This is a genomic window from Massilia mucilaginosa (assembly GCF_011682145.1).
Classification (GTDB): domain Bacteria; phylum Pseudomonadota; class Gammaproteobacteria; order Burkholderiales; family Burkholderiaceae_D; genus Telluria_A; species Telluria_A mucilaginosa.
On the sequence record NZ_WHJH01000010.1, the window covers coordinates 68,501 to 87,265 of the forward strand.

The window sequence follows — 18,765 nt, forward strand, 5'->3', positions numbered from 1 at the left end:
TTCTTTGTAAAAAAGAGGGTAAGCGGTCGTTTGCCGTTCCCGTGCACGCACATTGCTATCCGGGATAGGGCACCTTCCCCCTGACAGAGGGGAAGGAACCGTCAGTCCTTCACCTGAAAACCTATCCCCGCACCGCCACCCCCACCTCCTTCGCCGCATCCACCAGTATCTGCGCCGCCTCATCGAGATCCTCCGCCGTGTGCTCGCTGCTCACGCTGATGCGCAAACGCGCATCGCCGACAGCGACGCCGGGGAACACCACGGTCTGGCAATACATGCCGCGCGCACGCGCCGCGCGTCCAAATTCCAGCGTCTTGCGATCATCGCCGACCACCACCGGGAGGATCGCGCTGGCGGAATGCCCAAGGTCGAACCCAGCTTCCAGCAAATGGCCGCGCAAGTGATGGACGTTGCGCCACAGCTTGCTGATGCGCTGCGGCTCGCGCTCCATCACGTCGATCGCGGCGATCAGGCCGGCCGCGACCGCCGCCGGGATGGTGGCTGCAAACACATAGGAATGCGAATAGAAACGCAGGTAATCGACCACCTCCTCGTCGCCGCAAACGAAGCCGCCGACGCCAGCCAAGGTCTTGCTCATGGTGCCGACTTCCAGGTCCACCGCGCCCTTCATGCCGAAATGCTCGGTGGTGCCCGAACCGGTGCGGCCGAGCACACCGGTGGAATGCGCATCGTCAACCAAGACCCGCGCACCGTATTGCTTCGCCAGCGCGACCAGGCGCGGCAGGTCGACCACATCGCCGTGCATGCTGAACACGCCGTCGGTGGCGATCAGCTTGCCGCCGTCGTGGTCGGCATATTTCTGCAGGATTTTTTCCAGTCCGTCCAGGTCGTGCGGATAAATCTTGCGCGCTGCGCCGGCCAGCTTGCAGCCGTCCTGGATGCTCATGTGGTTCAGCGCATTGGTAAAGATCAGATCGTTCTGCCCGGTCAGCGCGGAAATGCAACCCAGGTTGGCGGAATAGCCGGAGGGGTAGACGATACATGCCTGCCTGCCCTTGAGCTTCGCCAGCCGCCGCTCCAGTTCCATGTGCAGCACATTGGTGCCGCCGATCAGGCGGCAGCCAGTATTCGTGGCACCGTATTCGCGCACGCCCTTGACGATCGCCTCGATCACTTCCGGATGATTCGCCAGGCCCAGGTAATTGTTCGACGCAAACATCAGGAATTCCCGGCGCTCGCCGCTGACCTCGTCGTAGATCACCGCACGGTTGCTGCAGCGCGATTCCAGCGGCATGCCGTACCAGTACAACTGTTCTTGCTGCTTGCGCTGATAGAAGGTATTGAATTCGCGGGCCTTATGGAACAGGTCGCGATGCGGGATGTTGACGAAATCCCTCATCGTACGAGCGTCGTCCGCTGCCGGCTCTGCCGCCACGGAAAGAGCGCTGGCGTCAGCATGGCTGAGGTTGTCTATGAACTCCGACCACTTCTTTTCTTCCGTCTCCGGCAGCACTGCAATTGCCGGAGCTGCCGGTTCCAGCATGTCCAGGTGCACGAGAGGCCGCAGATGCGCGATGACCCGTGCAATGCTGGTCAACCCTGTGGGAAAGGTGACGGCGGCAATCCCAAGCAACTTGGGAAGCTCGGACAACACGGCTGCCTGAGTAACGGAGTCGATGCCGAGATCACTTTCCAGCTCGGCATCCAGCGCGAGGTCGCCCGGCTTGTAACCGGTGTGCCGGCTGTAGGCGGCGACTACCGCCGTCGTCAGCGCATCGGCTGCGTGCTCCGGCACACAGGGTCCCTGCGGCAAGGCAAGCGTCTTTCCGTCCTGTTCCAGGCATTGCCCGATATGCGCCAGCACGAGCGCAATCGTGCTTGTGTGTTGCGGATTTTGCCGGCTGGACAGGCCGAGCGTCTTGTAAAGTTCCGCAAGGGTGGTGGCCAGCGTCACCGAGTCGATCCCGAGATCGCTCTCGAAATGGGCATCCGGCACGAGGTCGGCGCGTGCGTAGCCGGTGTGGGTCTGGAACATGTCCAGCACATACGCCTGCAGTCCTGCGTCCGGCGTTGCGATGTGGTCGATTACCTGGTCGTTCATCATGCTACCCCCGCTACTTGTGCCAGTGCCGGCCGGCTTTCGCTTTGCAGGCGCTCGACCAGATCGAGCATGTGCTGCACCGATTTGAAATTGCTCGGGACGACCGCCTTCAGAGGCACCGTCACGCCGGCTTCCCGCCGCAGCAGGTCGACCAGATCGAACAAGGCACTGGAATCGATGATGTTCAATTCCAGCAAGGGCGTGTCCAGCGCAAACTGCTGGCACTCGCCGCCGAGGTAGTTCTCCGCGATATACGCAAGAAGCTTGTTTCCTAACATGGTGTCCTCTCGTTCGATGATGTTTTCAGGTTTCTGACAGCCGCTCATTTGCGCTTTTCGCCGATGAACAAGGTGCGCGGCCCCGGTATCGCCTGCACCCTTGCATTGACGAAGCCCGCTTCTGTGAAGCGTTGCAGGTATTGCGCGCAGGTCGATTCGATGCCGCCGTCAGTGGACACCAGCATGTTGATCGACAGCAGCGACGTGAACAGTGGGCCGCTTTCGTCATCGGCCAACGGTGTCTCGCTGGCGATGAAGGTGCCGCCCGGCGGCAGCGCCTCGTGGATGTGACGCAGGATCTGCATCTGGATGTCCGGCGCATAGTCGTGCAGCATCCAGCCGAGATGAATCAGGTCGTGTTCCCCCTTGGGGATGGTGCCGCTGATGACGTCGCCCGCCACGATCTTGATGCGGTCGGCATAACCGTTCTCGGCGATCTTGTCGCGCACGAAGCTGGTCGCCTGCGGCAGTTCGCAGATGCTGAGGCCAAGCTGTGGATAGCGCGCAGCGACAGCCATCGGCAAGGTGCCGATGCCGCTGCCGATATCCATGAATTTCCTGTAGCCGGAAAAATCGAATCCCTGCAGCATGCCCTCGATAAAGGGTTGCGCGAACATGCCGAGGAATTCCTGGAAATCAACGACATCCTGCGGGTTCTGGTACAGGATGCTGAACCAGCTGCGGTCATCACCGAAAGCCGCCTGACGCTGGTCCTTGTCGTCACGCACCCCTTGCGCCGTATGCGACCACAGCGGATACAGGAAGGTATCGATATGGCGACCGAGCCAGCCCAGCCATTGCGCCGAACCACTCACCATGTAGTCGCGCGCAGCCTGAGTGAGGCAGAAATGATCCTCCTCCTTCGCCAGCAGGCCGATGGCAGTCAACGCGATCAGCAGGCGCTTGCCGGATTGCAGCGGAATGCTGCGGTGCGCGCAAATGGCTTCTGCCGTTGCCGGGCCTTGCTCCAGGGCGTCGAAGACTTTAAGTTCCAGGGCGGAAGTAATCGTCTTGGTCTTGAAAAATCCCATCATCAAGTCAACGATCTGCTCTTTATTCATTTCCATGCTACGGTTCCCATCAATGTAAAAAGGTGGACATTTCTTCGCAGACGGTCGCGAACGAACGCACGAAGTGATCGATTTCTTCCCGGCTGATCACCAGCGGCGGCTGGATGCGGATCACGGTCGAACTATTGGCCGTGACGAAGGTGAGGATGCCGTGGTCATTGCTGAGCTTGGTGACGAAGCGCATGCAGAACATCTCGGCCAGCGACTCTTCCATCTTGCTCATCGCAGCGGCCAGGTGCTGCTTCACTTCATCGGGGAAGAAACGGTAGGTCAGGTGCCAGTCGCCCGGCAGGCGCGTGCCGAATTCGCGTGCGCAGGCTTCCACCGCGCCCGCGAAATCGTTGTCGAGCTGGATGCCGAGCATCAGGCCGCGCCCGCGCACTTCGGCGATGAACGGATAGTGCTCGGTGGCTTTTTCCAGCTCCGCCTTGAAGTAGGTGCCGAGTTCGTCCGCGCGTTCGGCCAGGCCCTGCTGATGCAGGCCGTCGAGCGCGGCCAGGCCGGCGACCGCGGCGATGTTGCAGCCACCGAAGGTGGATGTGTGCAGCAGGAAACGGCCCATGGTGCCGTAGGCGGCATCCCATACCTGCGCGGTGCTGAGCGTGGCGCCGATCGGGATCAAGCCGCCCGACAGCGATTTCGCCAGCACCATGATGTCCGGCTCAAGTCCTTCCCACTCGCTGGCGAACATGCGGCCGGTGCGGCCCAGCCCGGTCTGGATCTCGTCGACGATCAACAGCGTGCCGGTCTGACGGCAGATCTCCTGCGCCGCCGCCAGGTAACCGGCCGGCGGCATCTTGACGCCACCCTCGCCCTGGATCGGTTCGACAATGTAGGCCGCCACCTCTCCGGATAGTAATTCGCTGCGCAATGCCTCGAGATCGCCGAAAGCGACGCCGACACAGCCCGGCACCAGCGGCCGGAAATGCTTCTTGTGCTTTTCGCGGCCGGTCACCGACAAGGCGCCCAGCGTCTTGCCGTGGTAACTGTTTTCCGCGTACACGAAGCGTGTGCGGCCGGTGGCGGCACGCGCCAGTTTCAGCGCCGCCTCCACCGCTTCGGTGCCGGAGTTGCTGAAGAACACACGCTCGAGTTCGCCGGGCGCAATCGCGCACAAGCGCTCGGCCAGCTTTGAGGTCTCCTGCGGCAAGGACACGTATTGCACGAAGTTGGGCGTCGAATCGCTCAGGAACTTGCGGATCGCCTCGGTCACGATGCGCGGATTGTGGCCGAGGTTCAGGCAACCGTAGCCGGACACCATGTCGAGGAATTGCCGGCCTTCGGTATCGGTAAGCGTGCATTGCTCGGCGCGATCGAACACATGATCGCAGCGCTGCATGCCGAGGAAGTCGGCCAGCATGGGATTGATGTGGCTGCGGTAGCGCTGCAGCGTCTGTGTACGACGCTGTTCGCCGCCATCGGCGGGTGCCGCAGCGGACTCCTGGCGCTGGTGATAACGAGCCAGGCCGCTGATGATTTTCTCATTGATGCGCTCACCCCAGGACGCCAGCGGGAATGCGTAAAAGCCGTGGCGCTCGGCCAGCGCACCGATCTCCAGCACCTTTTCCGGCTCCAAGGTGCGCCCGATGGAAAAGCACTCGGCGCGCCCTTCCAGGGCCAGCACCATGGTCTCGGTCAGGCAGCCGTTGATCTGCTGCTTGATCGCCATGTTCAACGATTCCCCGCCCAGCTTCACCTGCGGCGACGCGGTCATGCAGCCGCCGTCGATCACCAGCGTGTCGGTACGTGGCGGCGTGCTGCGGACCGCATCGCGCGGCAACGCAATATCGACCACGATCGAACCCGGCAGCAGGCGCGCCTCGTCGATCACGTCGCCGGACGAGGTAGCCGATGCGAAGATGCGGTTGTTCACATAGCAGTCGTCGATGCTGTCGCGCAGCGTCACCTGCGCATGCCATTTCGCCGGCAGGTGTTCCAGCAATTCTTCCGGACTGGCGCTGCCGCTGCGGTACAACAGGTCGAGGCGGCAGCCTTGCGCCAGCAGCAGTTTCGCCAGAGACAGGCAGATCGAGCCGGGGTAACCGACAATCGCCACCCGTGCCTCCTGCGGGCGTAGTTGCAGCCATTCGAACACCTGCAGCAGGGCCTTGTAAGCGGCATAGGTAGTGAGCGAATTGCCGCTGGTGACCGGCAGGCTGGCGCGCTCGGCGGTGACCAGGCCGCGCTTGCCGATGATGGACGTGAAGCCTCCGAGGCCGACCAGGTGTGCGCCCTGTTTGCCCAGCGTATCGATGCCTTCGAAGATGCGTTCCTGCACCTCGCGCGCCGACGCCAGCATTTCATCAGCGGTCAGCGGCAGGTAGTGCACGATGCCTTCGCAGGTGGCGCCGGCGGCGGAACGGATCTGGCCGAAGTCGACGAAGGGAACCATGTTTTCGCGGCGCCACAAGTCACGTTGGTAGCCGCTTTGCAGGTCTTTCGATTGACGCTGCAGCAGGTCGAGCATCTTCACGTAACGCTTGAGTCCGACCGACGTCGGATGTGCGATGAATCCAAATTTCATTGTTTTTCCTGATGCTGGTTTCATATGGTGATCATTAAAGTTAACCGCCGTCACTACTTATCCCCTCCTCCCGGCAGAGGAAAGGAGCCCGTCCGCGCACGCGTTGTCTGGCGTCACACGATCAAGGGCGCATCTTCCGCCACGGCAGCCGGCTCAATCGGCATCTCATCGCGCTGCCATCCCGTCGCCGTCGCCAGGCTTATTCCGTCGCCTTCGTTGTTATGCCCAACCACCACCGAGAACAGATTGATGCGCCCCGGCTTCTGCAGCGCCTCGGCCAGCATGTCGGCGTCGAAGCTGTCGAGCGTGCGCGCGCAGACCTCCAGACCGCAGATGTCTTCTTCCCAGTCCGCGGACATCAGGTTCACCAGACGCATCTGGCGCGAGGTGCGGTTGAACAGGATGCGCTCCTGGTAGGTGCTGATCACCGAGTGGCCGCCGTTCATAAAGTAGAAGATGGTGAAGTTCTTACGCATGCGGTCCGGATAATTGAGCGCGTTCTCGATAAAGCTCGGCAGAATGTCGGGCACGAGGCCCTTGGCGCCGTCGCCGATGAAGGCGACAACGTTGGTGCCGCTGGTGTACGCGACGCTCAGCGTAGCCTGCAGCGCATCACCCATCAGCGCCCGTCCGTACCAACCGGAAAAGCCGCGCCGGGTGCGCGCGACATTGCGGATCGCCGAGATGCCGCAGCGGCCGACGTCGTACAGGCCGGTGTAGTCGTATGCGCGCTCGACGATCAGCTTTTCCACCAGGTGATTCAGGCGCGCGAAAAAATAGTTCGGGCTCATCGGTGTCGCCGGCAGTTTGCTTGCCACATCCGACGGCGTGTCCGGCACCGACGCCATCAGTCGGCAGCGGCGTTCGCGCAAGGCCGGCGACACGTCGAGGTGGCGGTCCACATGGCGCAGGAAGCTACGGTAGTCCATCACCAGCCCATGGTCGGTAAAGGGTGACATGTGTGCGGCGTTGCGGGTCAGTTGCACAATGCTCAGCTTGCGCGCCAGCCGGCCTTCCGAAAACGGCGTACTGACCTGCCCAAGCTTGCTTTTCATGAAGAACAGGCATTGCTGCGACTGCGGATTGAGCTTGTCCCTGGTATGCAAGTAGTTGTACACGCGCGGACTGTAGCCGTACACTGCCAGCGTGCCGAGGTAATTTGGAATGCGCTTGCCGTCGCGGTACTTCGGCACCGAACCGGGATGGGTGAGGGAGTCGGTCAGCGCGATGCCGGCACGCTCCGCGATCGACAAGGTCAACGCCAATTCTTCCTCATCCATCGGCCCGCATTGCCACAGCAGCCGTTCCGGCCCTTGGTTGATGATCTGCATCACGTCCTGCAAAACATCCTGCACCGCCTCGTCGGGCGCTGCCGTGCACGCGTCGACCGCGGGTGCAAACAGGGCCGGATCGAGTTCGTCGCCGGCGTCGAGCACTGCCTGCGTCGCCAACAGCACCACCGGCCCCTGCCCTGCGTCGTACAGCGCCACCGCGCGTCGAAGGTCTTCAGCGATATTCTCGGCGTCTTCCATGTACACATAAGGAATACCGCGCGCCTGCAGCACCGCACGCGTATCCTCGTCGCGGGAAATCGTGCCCTGGAACGCAAACCACTGGCTGGCACGGTTTTCCGCGCAGACGATGAAGCCCTTGGCGCGCGCCTCGCGCAGGTTGGCGAGCGTACCCCGGAATTCGTCGATCATGCCGCTGGTAACGATCACTGCGAACGGCTTCTTGTAAAGCTGCCAGTTGGCCATCGCGCCGCAAGCCAGGCTGTGTTCGCTCGGTCCACGTAGCACCAGCGCGCCAAGCCGGTTCGCTTCCACTTCAAAATAACTGATCAGATTGGACACCAGCGAACCGGTGAAGTAAAAACCGAGCCAGTCACTGCGGGCGCGCCCGGACAGGAAGCCGGTCAGGAAGCCGGCCAGCGTATTCCTGCGCGGGCCGCGTGTGTCGGTCTTGACGCGGCGATTGACATAACTGAGTTCGAGGAAATCCATCCACAGGCAGAGCAACTCCGTCTGCAGCACCGCCCTGTCGGACGGCAGGATGCATTCGATGTATTCCATCGGCTGGTAGCGGATGCGGTTCTCGTGCGGCGAGGTGAATACCGCCGTCGAAAACGACGAGCAGAATGCCTGCACCGCCGCCTCCTGCAGGCGCGCGTGGAAGCTGACAAGCTGCTGGTCGATTTCTTGCGGGCTGATGCCATCGTACAGCGGATCGGCGTAATCGATGAACAGCATGCCAACCTGGAAGCCGCCCTGCGTGGGCGCGGCGGTAATCTTGTCGAACGCCGCCTCCAGACTGTCGGCCTGGATCACCTTGATCGCCAAGCGTTCCCGACGCGCGGCGAGGAAGCGCACCGCCTTGTCGCACGCCTCGCGATATACCGGGTTCGACACCGACTGCGCTGGTGCATAGTCGATGTCGGCATCAATTTCCACGTGCTGGAATACCTCGCCGCGCACATCGTTCAACACACTGAAACCGGTTTCAAAGAACTCGCGGCGGCGCGTGACAACAACCACGCCTATAGCCGTCATATCCATATTTTCGTCCTTTAGTGGAAAATTGAAATCTGCGGAGATAACTACCGGATGTTTATGCGATCGCTCTCTGCTCGACCAGCGCTTCGTCGGTATCTGCAACGCGTTCCTCGATGCGCACCACGCCGCCGTCACCGTCGAGGTAGATCAGGTCGCCGGTGCGTATGGTCTGCGTCGCCTGCTTCGCATTGACGACCGCCGGAATACCGAACTCGCGCGACACGATGGAGCTGTGCGACAAGGCCGAGCCGATGTCTGCGACCACCCCGGCCGCCAGCACGAACAGCGGCGTCCACGATGCATCGGTAAAGCGTGCCACCAGAATTTCGCCCTGGCGGAATTCGCCCGCCTGGCGGTTGAGGTCGGTGATCACGCGGGCGCGCCCCACCGCCACGCCGGGGCTGGCGCCGAGGCCCTGCAGCAGGTCGCCCTGCGCCGCATCCAGCAACACCTGATCGTCGCGCTGCGGCACATGGCCGCCGATCAGCGCCATTGGCGGTTCCTTCAGGCGCTCGTTGAGCAGATGCTGCTGACGGTTGCGCGCAATCAGTTGCGGAGAAAATGCCTGCTGCGCCGTTTTGCGCCCGGCCACGTAATCGCGCAATTCGTTGAAATCGATGTACGGCAGATCCTGAATGCCGGACACACCCTCCGCCTCGACGCGGCGCAGCACCTCGACGATGATTTTGCGGTAGAACCAGGTCTCGGCGATGAAGGTCGGACGCGTCGCTTCGCGCCGTTCCGCCATCTTCGCGTAGGCGGCGATCACGAAGCGGAATGTCATCCTTGCCTTGAGCGGCAGTTTGTCCAGCAACTGGCGCGTGTCTTCTTCGCGCGCCTTGCCTATCGTCGCCAGACGCGATTCAAGCTGCACATCGCTGGTCAGGTACAGACGGATGATTTGCAGCAGATAGGTCGGATCGTCGTTCCAGCGCGGAATGCTCAGTTCGAATTCCTGGCGACCACGCGAACCGAAGTCCGTGAGGAAGGCGCCAAAATCCTCGTTCCAGAAACGGCGGCCCTCTGCATGCTGCTGCAAGGTATCCGCCAACTGCGCCAGCGGCGTCTCCAGGAACAGTGCGCGCAGCACCGGCAAGCGCTCGACGCGCGCTGCCAGTTCGCACACGCCACGCGTCACCTCGATGGTACGCAGGTTGTTCATCGATGCCTTGATACGGTTCTGCAGCCCTTTTCCTTCGTTCCCCAGCCACTTCTCGCACAGCTCCGCCAGCGCATCGTACAGCGCGAACGATTGCAGGAAGAACGGCATGTAGGCAGCACAGGATTCGAGGAAGTAGCGGTCGATGCGCTGCAGTTCGGCATCGAGCTGCGGCAGGCTCATCTTCTCGAGCTCCAGCTTGCCGAAGCGCTCGGTTTCGCGCTGGCGCAAGGCGATCATCTTGTTCACCGTGCCGCCAGCAGTGGCCATATTCTGCACCTGGCATGCCAGCCAGTAGAGGCTGCTCTTGAAGAACTGGAACCCGGACACCGGTTCGCCGTAGGGATTTTTGTAGTGCGTGAAGTCGACGTCGGCTGTCGCGTAGCGCCGCGTGAACTTCATCTGCTCGTGCGTGGGAGGGCATTGCGTCAGCAGCCGCGCCGATGCGGAGATGTTCAGGTACACATGACCCTGCAGGTAGCCGACGTAATACTGCGAACTGCCGATGTCGAGCAAGCCCATGGTCTTGACTGCCGGGCCGTGCACGTGGTGCTGGTAGAAGCGGGTGAAGGACAGTCCGAGCGGCGTCATCAGCCCGGTCAGGATTTCGCCGGTGTCCATGCGCGAAAACATCGTGTTCTCGCGCACCTGCTGATTGGTTTCCTGCTCGTCGCCGTACAGCTTGGCGGCGATGGAAGCAGTCACCGTGATCGGCCGCGCCTGCAGTATCCAGATACTGTCATCCTTCAGCGCCCATTCGATATCGAGTTCGCAGCCGTAATGGCGGCGAATGCGTGCGGCACAGGCCGCCAGTTCGGAGGCCTGCCTATCGCTCAGGCTCGGCTGGTCAACGAATTGCGGCGGCACCTCCTGCATCGCGACGCCATCTGCGGTGCGCGCGCACATCACCGGCTTGGCCCGGACAATGCGTTCCATCGGCGCATGACTGTCGCTGTCCACCACATAGGTATCGGTGCTCGCCTGGCCCGACACCACGCCCTCGCCCAATCCCCAGCAAGATTCGATCACCGTGCGTCCGGCATCGCCGCTGATCGGGTCGGCGGTGAACAACACGCCGGCAGTATCGGCAACGATCATCTGCTGGATCACCACCGCGATGCCGCCGTCGGCCCGGCTGCGCCCCTGGTAGGCATGCGCGCGTTCGTTCCACAGCGACGCCCAGCAACGCTTGACGCAATCGAGCAGCGCGCTCTCGCCCTCCACGTGCAGGAAGGTGTCGTACTGGCCTGCAAATGATTGCGCATCGCCGTCTTCATTGACGGCGGAGGATCGCACCGCGACCGGGCCGCTACCGAGTTCGCGATAGGCAGCGACGATCGCATCCTGCAGCGCGGGCGGCAACGGCGCTTGCGCAATGCGTGCGCGGATGTCGGCGCAGGTGTCGCGGTCGACCTTGTCCATGCCGTCGATCCAGGCCGCCAATCCGGATGCCTGCAAAAAAGCATGACAGGCATCGACCGTCACGCAATAGGCGCGTGGCACCGGGAAGCCGGCGCCGATCAAGGTATTGAGCGAGTTAGCCTTGCCGCCGAAACGCTGCACGCCGGTCGCAGGGTTGCCGGCAATTTCCATCACATGCAGGCCGGAAGGCAGTGCTTGCGCCACCATCGTATCGGCCGCCGTGCGCTGCAGGTATGCCTGCGCCTGTTGCGCCGCATCGCACCCTGCGCTCACTGCGCTCTCCAGGTTGCCGATGCCGACGCTGTCCTGGTTCGCAAAGGAAACCCCACCCACCGGCTGCGACGCCCGCACAAACAAGTCGGCTTTCATTTGCCCGAGCGTGGCGACCACCAAGGCACGCGGCCAACGCCAGATCCGGATATCTTCCACCTCGTCGGTGGATAGTCCCTTCGCCTGCAGCATTTCCGACACTTCTTGCAAGGTCGCCTGCTGCAGCTGCGCAAAATCTGTCTTGCCGAGTTTGCCCTGGTCGAGCAGTTCCGCCACCGGCTTGAGCAAGGTCAGCACACCGGCTTTCTTACCGGTGTCGCGGTCCAGCCAGTTGGCGACCACGCACACCCTGCTGCGGCACCAGGCCAGCGGCGCAGCGGCGGCGGTATCTCCTTCGATCACATAGCCGCCGAAGTAGTCAGTCCAGGCGGCGTTGCGCAGGTAGACGTTCGCGATGCAGAAGTCGCGGTGCTGGATCTGACGTATCGCATGCTGCTGCTGCGCCGGCAAACCGGAGAGCGCATCGAGTGCTGCATGCTTGGGCGCGGCCCACACCACCGCGCCGGCGCTGACCTCGCGCTGCACGCCGCCACGTTCAAAGGTGATGCGGTAACGTTCGCCATCACGCGCAACCGTCTGCACGCGCGCACCGATTTCAATACGGCAGTTGCCACGCTCGCGCAACGCCGCCTGCAGACGTTCGCTGAGATAACCGTTCCCGCCGGGGAAGGTCACCAGCGTGCCATACAAGTAGCCGATCAGGAAGTGCAGCCCGACATAGGCGGACACATCCGCCACCGACAGACATTCCACTTTCAGGGTCGTCTCGACCGCATCGCGCACCAGCGGGCCGAACTTCGCATCCGGCACCAGCGCCGTTGGCAGCCGCGAACGCACTTTCTCATCGAACAATAGTTCGGCCAGCGACATCGAGTCGAACTGTTCCATCTCCTCGCGCGTCCAGCCGCATCCGGGTTGCCACGGTACCGCCGGATACTTGCCGCCATCCTTGCGGAAGCGCTGCAGGTAGGCATACAGTTCCGCAAACACCGGATCGCCCAGCTTCTTCGGCGCCGCGATGAATTTCTTGCCGCGCAATGCGGCGCCGAGGAGGTTGAATGTCAGTCCATACATCGCCGGGTTCAGCAACTCCTTCGGCTGCTTCAGCAGCCCCAGCGTGACCTCCCCCAGACCGCGCAGCAGATGGCGTGTGTTGAACAGCACGAATTGACTGTTGCCGGTGGAGCGCCATGCATTGGACAAGCCGAGCCCGCTCAGCAATTGCGCCGTGTCCGAACCGGGCACCGGCTCCTGGAAGCAGCTGCCTGCTGTGGCGAAGCGTAGTTCACCGCGCTGCCCGCTGCGCGCCGCGCCGCCCACCGTGGTCTCCCGCTCCAGCACCAGCACGCGATGGCCAGCAAGCTTCCAGGCTGCCACCAGGCCGGACAGCCCGCCGCCGACCACCACCACGTCGCAAGCGCCGACCGCTTCGCCTTCCCGTACACCGCTATCGTCCGCAACGGGAATGGCCGCTGCACCTTCTTCATAATCCTTGCTGGGGAACTTTTTCTGCGTTGCCATTTTCTGTCTCTACCTTTTCCTGGGTTGAACAGCTGCCTTCAACAAGCCCGCTTTGCAGGACCGTTGGATTACAACTAGCCACGGACAAGCGATGTGTCCGGCGCGTATGCGAAACCGAATGATTCGGGCTAACGCAGCCCCATGTGCCGTGCGATGAACTCGCGCTGTATTTCATTGGTGCCGGAGAAGATGCGCGCCGGCAGTGCATCGAGCAGCAAGCGATCGATGCCGGTCTCGCTGCAGACACCGGCGCCACCAAAGATCTGTATCGCGTCCAGTCCGCATTGCACCGCGCACTCGGACACCCACAGCTTGCTTTGTGCGATCGCCTCTTCATGCGGCAGGCCCTGATCATAGAGCCAGCCGGCGCGGTACAGCAGCAGGCGCGATGTTTCCAGGCGCAGCTTGAAGTCGACCAGCCGGTCCGACACCGCCTGGTTGTGTCCTATCGGACGGCCGAACTGCTGACGTTCGCGCGCATGCGCGACGCATTGCGCAAGCACGCGCTCCATCGCGCCGACATAGGCGGCAAACAGGCAGCCGCGCTCCCAGATCATGGAGTCCTGGAAGATGGTCGCGCCGGCGCCTTCGTCGCCCACGCGCGCCCATACGGGTACTCTGCAGTCGTCCAGATGGACGCTGCCCCAGGGCGAGGTGCACAGGCCCGACTTGCGCTCACCGGTAGTGACTGTGAGGCCATGCGTTCCGCGCGGGATCAAAAAGGCGCTGATGCCGAAATAGGACTGGTGCGCATCGGTCTTCGCATACAGCAGGAAGACATCGGCCACCGGCGCATTGGTGACGAAACATTTTTCGCCGTTGAGGATGTAGTGCTCGCCGTCGCGCCGCGCGCTGCTGCGCATGGCGAATGCGTCGGAACCGGAGCCGGGCTCGGTGATCGCATTGGCGGCAATCAGGCTGCCTTTCGCCATACCAGACAGGTAGCGCTCGTGCAACTCGCGCGAACCATGGCGCCACAGCGGCACAGCGCAAGCGAACATGTGTGCACACAGGGAGAACACCAGCCCCATGTCGACGCAACCCTGGCCGAGCGCCTCCACCGCGAGCATGGTATCGAGCGCACCAAAGCCGGAACCGCCCCACTCTTCAGGCAACGGCAAACCGGCCAAGCCGATCTCTGACGCCTGCGTCCACTTGTCGCGGTCAAAATGGGAAGACGCGATGCGTTCGCTGGCCGAGGCGGACAACACTTCGCGGGCAAAACGATGGATGTGTGAAACAGATTCTTGCTGCTCGCTGCTGAGACGAAAATCCATGCACTTGCCCTATATTTGGTGCAGCGGCAATAGCGGCTGCACATGTATTTATTGGAAGCTCCCTTGGCAATGCATCATCACGCCTGCCCGATCCGTACCGCTACAATTGCACTGTGCTACTGCCTAAGAGCCTGTTCGAGATCCTTTAACCTAGCAACGGCAGTTGACCGCTCAATTTCGAAGCGCTTCCATCTGGAGATCCGCATGAGCATTGACTTTCGCTGCTTCGATACAGTTCACCAGTTGGCTGAGAGCGCTACAGGGTCGATTGCACACTTTTTCGGCTCCCTGGCTGCGTTGTTCGTCGTAGCAGAACGGGCCACACAAACGAGGCGCAACGCCGTAGCGCGCCCATCAGGTGCGTCAAAACCGGGAAGTCAATTCCGACGATATCCTAAGCACTTTAGCGCCACAAATATTAGAATAACAACATTGCGCCACATCATATTGATAAATATCAAACTATGTGAAGATTTAACAAAATTGGGAGTGTTTCAAAAAAGCTCAATTTTTGGTAACAGATGCCGGGCATATTCTTTCCACTTAAGCAATGGAATTTCAGCATTCCGGAAGTGAGGCCAGGATGCGAGATGCCTCCGGTTGATCAGGCTAGCTGTGGCTGAAGCGGGCCCAGGCCAAGGAGCGTGAGCCAGTGGGAATGGTCTTGGCCGGTCATCAGCCGGGCCGGACTGTTACCGACTCGCTGCGAGACACGGCTTCGAAGGTAGCACCGACGATTCAGGAAGAACTGCAGCAGGTCTAGGTATGAACCGCCGAGTTGGCGGCGCAGCGTGAAGTAGTTTCGCAGCCGTGAGTGCAGGTTTTCGACCAGGGCGCTGCTTCTGGGTGTCTGCGCCATGGCCTGCGCCACGGCGTCGAAGGCGGCATGGGGCGTGGCTCAAAAAAACGGCGTGGTTCAAAAAATACCTATTTTGGGTAACACAGGCGAGCGAAATACTTCCACCAAAGCAATGATATTAATGATCCGGGAGTCGTGCCGGGAGGCTTACGGCCTCCGACGGCTCAAGCTCGCTGTGGCTGAAGCGGGCCCAAGCCGAGGAGCGTGAGCCAGGGTGCTGTCGCATTGGCGGCCGCCGGCGGGCGGTCAGGTAAACTATGGCGCCCGACCCCAGGACCAATCGACATGCTCAACTTCAAATCATTTCGCGCCGCCGGCTCCGTGCTCGCCGGCGTGGAGCTCATGCACATGATCCGCAAGAACCAGTTCGCGATCGACGGCGCGGATACGATGTCGTTCGCCGACCAATTTTATGCCTCGGCAGGAATGGTCCGTCCAGTTTGAGGAGCCGCTGCCTGCTCGCGGCAGGCATCGGGTGCTACTGGGACTTTTCCGTGGCGTTACCGCTGGGCGTCAGGCGAACCTGACGGGGAAAGTTCCTTGTCGATTTCTTCGCGTGACAGCGCATCGCGGCGCTCCTGCAGGCCCTTAGAATCTCAGCGTGTACTTCGTTATCTCGCTTGACAGTCAATGGGTCCCGAGCAAGAGCCTCATCAGTACTCGACACGGTTGTTTCAGCCTCTAATAGGAGGTTCTGTCGCATTAGCGAACGCCGAGGGCTAATCGGGTAAACTGCTGCGCCCGAACCCAGGACGACTCGACATGCTTAACTTCAAAAGAATGCGTTTTCCGATCGATGTCATCCTGGTCTGCATCCGATGGTATGTGGCCTACCCGCTGAGCTACCGGCACCTCGAGGAGATGATGGAAGAGCGCGGCGTGTCGGTCGACCATTCATCGATCAACCGTTGGGCGATTCGTTTCCTGCCGCTCATCGAGAAGATGGCCCGGAAACACAAGCGCCCGGTCGGCGGCAGCTGGCGCATGGATGAGACGTACATCAAGGTCAAGGGCGTCTGGAAATACCTGTACCGCGCTGTTGACAAGCACGGCAAGACCGTCGACTTCCTGTTGACAGCGAAGCGCTTCTTCGACAAGGCGATGGGGGCGAACGGCGATCCCGACTAGATCGCGATGGACAAGAGCGGTGCCAACAAGGCGGCGATCGACGAAGTCAACGCTGGTCGCGACGTCCCGATCGTGGTGCGCCAAGTCAAATATCTCAACAACATCGTCGAGCAGGACCATCGCGCCATCAAGCGGGTGACCAGGCCCATGCTCAACTTCAGATCGTTCCGGTCCGCCAGTTCGGTGCTGGCTGGAATTGAGCTGATGCACATGATCCGCAAAGGTCAGTTCCAGATCGATGGTGCCGATGCGATGTCGTTCGCCTACCAATTTTCTGCGATGGCAGGAATGGTCCGTCCAGTTTGAGGGGCGCAGCTCCGTTTTCGGCCAATCTCCGCCGTTTGATCAACAACGCGACAGAACCGCCTACGGCGCGACCACAAGGCGCACCGCGCACAAAACATCACGCCTTGCCGGCTCACGCATCGCGCACACCCATTGTTTTTCGCCACCGCGGACGAGCATCGCAGCATCCCGCATGGACGACGTCCATTGCGCGGCCAGCCCGACAGCGCCGGTCACCCCCCAGGGTGATGCAGCGAAGCGCGCTTCGGCACGTGCGTTATTACCCCATGGGAAGCGCCGTCCGTCGGGACCGCGTGCCGCCATTTCCCATTCATCGGACGTGGGCAATCTGATTTTGAGGCCGGTTGCTGCGCCTAGCCGCTCGCAGTACGCCACGGCCGCGTCGAAGTCCATAAGCGCCGTGCCTGCCTCGCGCGCGATGAAGAAGCCGCTGCTGACCACATTGCGGATTGGGTTCGCTACCTGCATCCTGGGCAGCTCCTCGCCAAGCCAATGTGCAAGCGGCGGCACCCAGCACAAGGCGATGCCGTGCGCTTCCAGCAGAAAGCCGTCCTCGGTAGCGCGAATGCCCGGGGGAACGACGATCGGCGATGGAACCTCGTCCGGCAGCGGCGTTAGCAGTGAAGTAAGGAACAGGAAGGCCTTTTCGTGATGCGCCACTGGGTCGCCGGCGAGGCACCGCAGCAGGTGATCGTGCATCAACGCCCGGGTGTTCGGCGGCGCTTCGGACGGGGCTGGAACTGCGGCACCCTGCAGGAGTTCAATGGCGTACAGCTGGATGGTTCGCAACATCCGCCGCTCGTCGGTATTGACGCCATCGGCGCTCTCTTGCGGCAGCGCGGTGGTCGCGACCTGGTCCAGCAGCTGATTGGCACGCAGCCTGGCGGCGACCACCAGCGCGGTCAAGCGCACCTCCCAATCCGGATCGGCCAGCGCGGTGCGCAGCACGGCATCGATATCCGCGTTGCTCGCGCGACGGTCGTGCCCCAACCAGCGCAGGATCTGCAGCTTGTTGTAAGTACTGCCAGCCAGAAGAAAAATGAGGGACTGGTCCGGGTTTTCCAGCTTCCACTGGCCCAGCGTGCGCAATGCCGCCCCGCCCTGCTCCGCGATCAGGCGCACGCAGGTATGCAGCGCCTGCCGCGCGACGGTGGCACTGGCATCGCTTATCATTGCCGCGACTTCGTCAAGCGACTCGCGAGCCCCGAGCGCCTCAACCATGCCGAGGCCGAGCAATCGCGACGCCACGTCCGGCGCCCTAAGCAGCTCGCGCGCCCGCTCGACTCCCTCGCATGGCAGGCACGCCGCCAGCGCAGCCAGCGCAGCCAGCGCCTCGTCGCCGTCCGGTCCCGCGACGCGCAGTTGGCGCATGCCCGTGGCCGGATCGAATTGATAGTAGAGGCGCGCGCCCAGGCGCTGGAACTCGACGAATTCGGGTTCGTCCTCGATCAGCGGTGACGGCGCTGTCGGATCGGCCGCCCGTTGCCAGCCCTCCGCGTACAAGCGCGCGGCCAGGTCGGCGAATGGCAGGCGGCGGTCGACGATCAGCACATTATTAACCCTGTTTTTCCAGGAGCTGCACGCGCGCATGCAGGTCGTCCGCGATATCGCTCACTTTATCGCCGCGCACGTTGGCAAGAATGCGCGCGAAGTAGAACAAGTCAGGCCACTCGGCCGCATCGGACGCCAGGTGCAGGGGAAACTCCTCGAGGTATTCCAGCCACGCGGGCTCGATCCAGTCGGCCGGGCGCTGCTGATCAAGCGCATCGGCAAGATAGCGAATCAGCTCGTAGAGATTGAATTCGAGGCTCAGCACAGGTTGCGCGTACGTTGCCGGCTCCGCGTCGATGAAGGCGCGCGCGGTTGCCGTATCGTGCATGGCCAGCGCAAGCAGCGCAACCGAGCGTTGTTGCTTGGCGCTGAGCTCCGCGCGTGCGGGTAGCAAAGGTTTCAGCGGCGCGCTGTCGCTAGCTTCGGGACGCGGCACGCCCGTGCATTGCGCCAGCAAGGCAAAACTCAAGATGCGCTTTGCCGTCTGCGTATGCTCCAGCTCGAAGCTGTCGAGCGCCGCCAGCGCGTTCGGGACAAAGGGATGCATCAGTAAAATCAGTGGGCGCGCTTCGGCGTTGCCGCAACACAGAATGGCGCGCGCCAGCACCATGTCGACGCCCGCGAAGGTGCCAGCCAGCACGTCCGTTTCACGGTCGGCAATATCGGCCAAGTTCGATAACTGCGCCTCAATCAAGCCAGGCATGATAGGCGCGTGTTTCGCCAGCA

General features: G+C 62.0%; 9 protein-coding genes and 2 pseudogenes. 2 read left to right on the top strand and 9 right to left on the bottom strand.

The features are described 5' to 3' along the window. Positions 1 to 121 precede the first annotated feature (121 nt). The 7 genes from F2P45_RS11410 to pigA form a co-directional block, all read right to left on the bottom strand. Positions 122 to 2,065 (bottom strand): aminotransferase class I/II-fold pyridoxal phosphate-dependent enzyme, encoded by a 1,944-nt coding sequence (locus F2P45_RS11410; protein ID WP_223164716.1) that lies wholly within the window; start codon positions 2,063 to 2,065, stop codon positions 122 to 124. Continuing rightward, the gene (locus F2P45_RS11415) at positions 2,062 to 2,388 is read right to left on the bottom strand and encodes an acyl carrier protein (protein ID WP_223164717.1); all 327 of its coding nucleotides are present in this window, start codon (positions 2,386 to 2,388) and stop codon (positions 2,062 to 2,064) included. The genes F2P45_RS11410 and F2P45_RS11415 overlap by 4 nt, the downstream gene beginning before the upstream one ends. Next, a complete protein-coding gene (locus tag F2P45_RS11420) occupies positions 2,385 to 3,407 on the bottom strand; it encodes a methyltransferase (protein ID WP_166874421.1) in 1,023 nt (340 codons plus the stop codon). The genes F2P45_RS11415 and F2P45_RS11420 overlap by 4 nt, the downstream gene beginning before the upstream one ends. 13 nt (positions 3,408 to 3,420) lie before the next feature. Beyond that, a complete protein-coding gene (gene pigE, locus F2P45_RS11425) occupies positions 3,421 to 5,934 on the bottom strand; it encodes a prodigiosin MAP biosynthesis aminotransferase PigE (RefSeq protein WP_166874424.1) in 2,514 nt (837 codons plus the stop codon). Positions 5,935 to 6,047: 113 nt separating this feature from the next. After that, positions 6,048 to 8,489, bottom strand: a complete 2,442-nt coding sequence (gene pigD / locus F2P45_RS11430; RefSeq protein ID WP_166874427.1) for a prodigiosin MAP biosynthesis protein PigD — start codon at positions 8,487 to 8,489, stop codon at positions 6,048 to 6,050. 52 nt (positions 8,490 to 8,541) lie between these two features. Next, positions 8,542 to 12,918: a prodigiosin ligase PigC gene (pigC, locus tag F2P45_RS11435; RefSeq protein WP_166874430.1), complete on the bottom strand. Its 4,377-nt coding sequence runs from the start codon at positions 12,916 to 12,918 to the stop codon at positions 8,542 to 8,544. 128 nt (positions 12,919 to 13,046) lie between these two features. After that, positions 13,047 to 14,195, bottom strand: a complete 1,149-nt coding sequence (pigA, locus tag F2P45_RS11440) for a prodigiosin MBC biosynthesis dehydrogenase PigA (protein ID WP_166874433.1) — start codon at positions 14,193 to 14,195, stop codon at positions 13,047 to 13,049. Between the two features lie 1,144 nt (positions 14,196 to 15,339). On the opposite strand from pigA, the pseudogene F2P45_RS11445 reads away from it, so the two are divergent. Both F2P45_RS11445 and F2P45_RS11450 read left to right on the top strand, forming a co-directional pair. Then, a pseudogene (locus F2P45_RS11445) lies at positions 15,340 to 15,498 on the top strand (IS6 family transposase); the annotation flags it as partial. A gap of 318 nt (positions 15,499 to 15,816) precedes the next feature. Next, a pseudogene (locus F2P45_RS11450) lies at positions 15,817 to 16,488 on the top strand (IS6 family transposase). A 60-nt stretch (positions 16,489 to 16,548) separates the two neighbouring features. Here F2P45_RS11450 and F2P45_RS35640 read toward each other — a convergent pair. Further along, positions 16,549 to 18,039, bottom strand: a complete 1,491-nt coding sequence (locus tag F2P45_RS35640; protein WP_223164719.1) for a formylglycine-generating enzyme family protein — start codon at positions 18,037 to 18,039, stop codon at positions 16,549 to 16,551. A 4-nt stretch (positions 18,040 to 18,043) separates the two neighbouring features. Beyond that, positions 18,044 to 18,742 carry a hypothetical protein gene (locus tag F2P45_RS11460; protein ID WP_166874435.1) on the bottom strand — a complete coding sequence of 233 codons (699 nt, stop codon included), beginning with the start codon at positions 18,740 to 18,742 and terminating at the stop codon, positions 18,044 to 18,046. Between the last annotated feature and the right edge of the window lie 23 nt (positions 18,743 to 18,765).

Bases quoted from the DNA above. Each gene is read 5' to 3' on its own strand.
- F2P45_RS11410 (WP_223164716.1), bottom strand. From the start codon at position 2,065: ATGATGAACGACCAGGTAATCGACCACATCGCAACGCCGGACGCAGGA.
- F2P45_RS11415 (WP_223164717.1), bottom strand. From the start codon at position 2,388: ATGAGCGGCTGTCAGAAACCTGAAAACATCATCGAACGAGAGGACACC.
- F2P45_RS11420 (WP_166874421.1), bottom strand. From the start codon at position 3,407: ATGGAAATGAATAAAGAGCAGATCGTTGACTTGATGATGGGATTTTTC.
- pigE (WP_166874424.1), bottom strand. From the start codon at position 5,934: ATGAAATTTGGATTCATCGCACATCCGACGTCGGTCGGACTCAAGCGT.
- pigD (WP_166874427.1), bottom strand. From the start codon at position 8,489: ATGGATATGACGGCTATAGGCGTGGTTGTTGTCACGCGCCGCCGCGAG.
- pigC (WP_166874430.1), bottom strand. From the start codon at position 12,918: ATGGCAACGCAGAAAAAGTTCCCCAGCAAGGATTATGAAGAAGGTGCA.
- pigA (WP_166874433.1), bottom strand. From the start codon at position 14,195: ATGGATTTTCGTCTCAGCAGCGAGCAGCAAGAATCTGTTTCACACATC.
- F2P45_RS11460 (WP_166874435.1), bottom strand. From the start codon at position 18,742: ATGCCTGGCTTGATTGAGGCGCAGTTATCGAACTTGGCCGATATTGCC.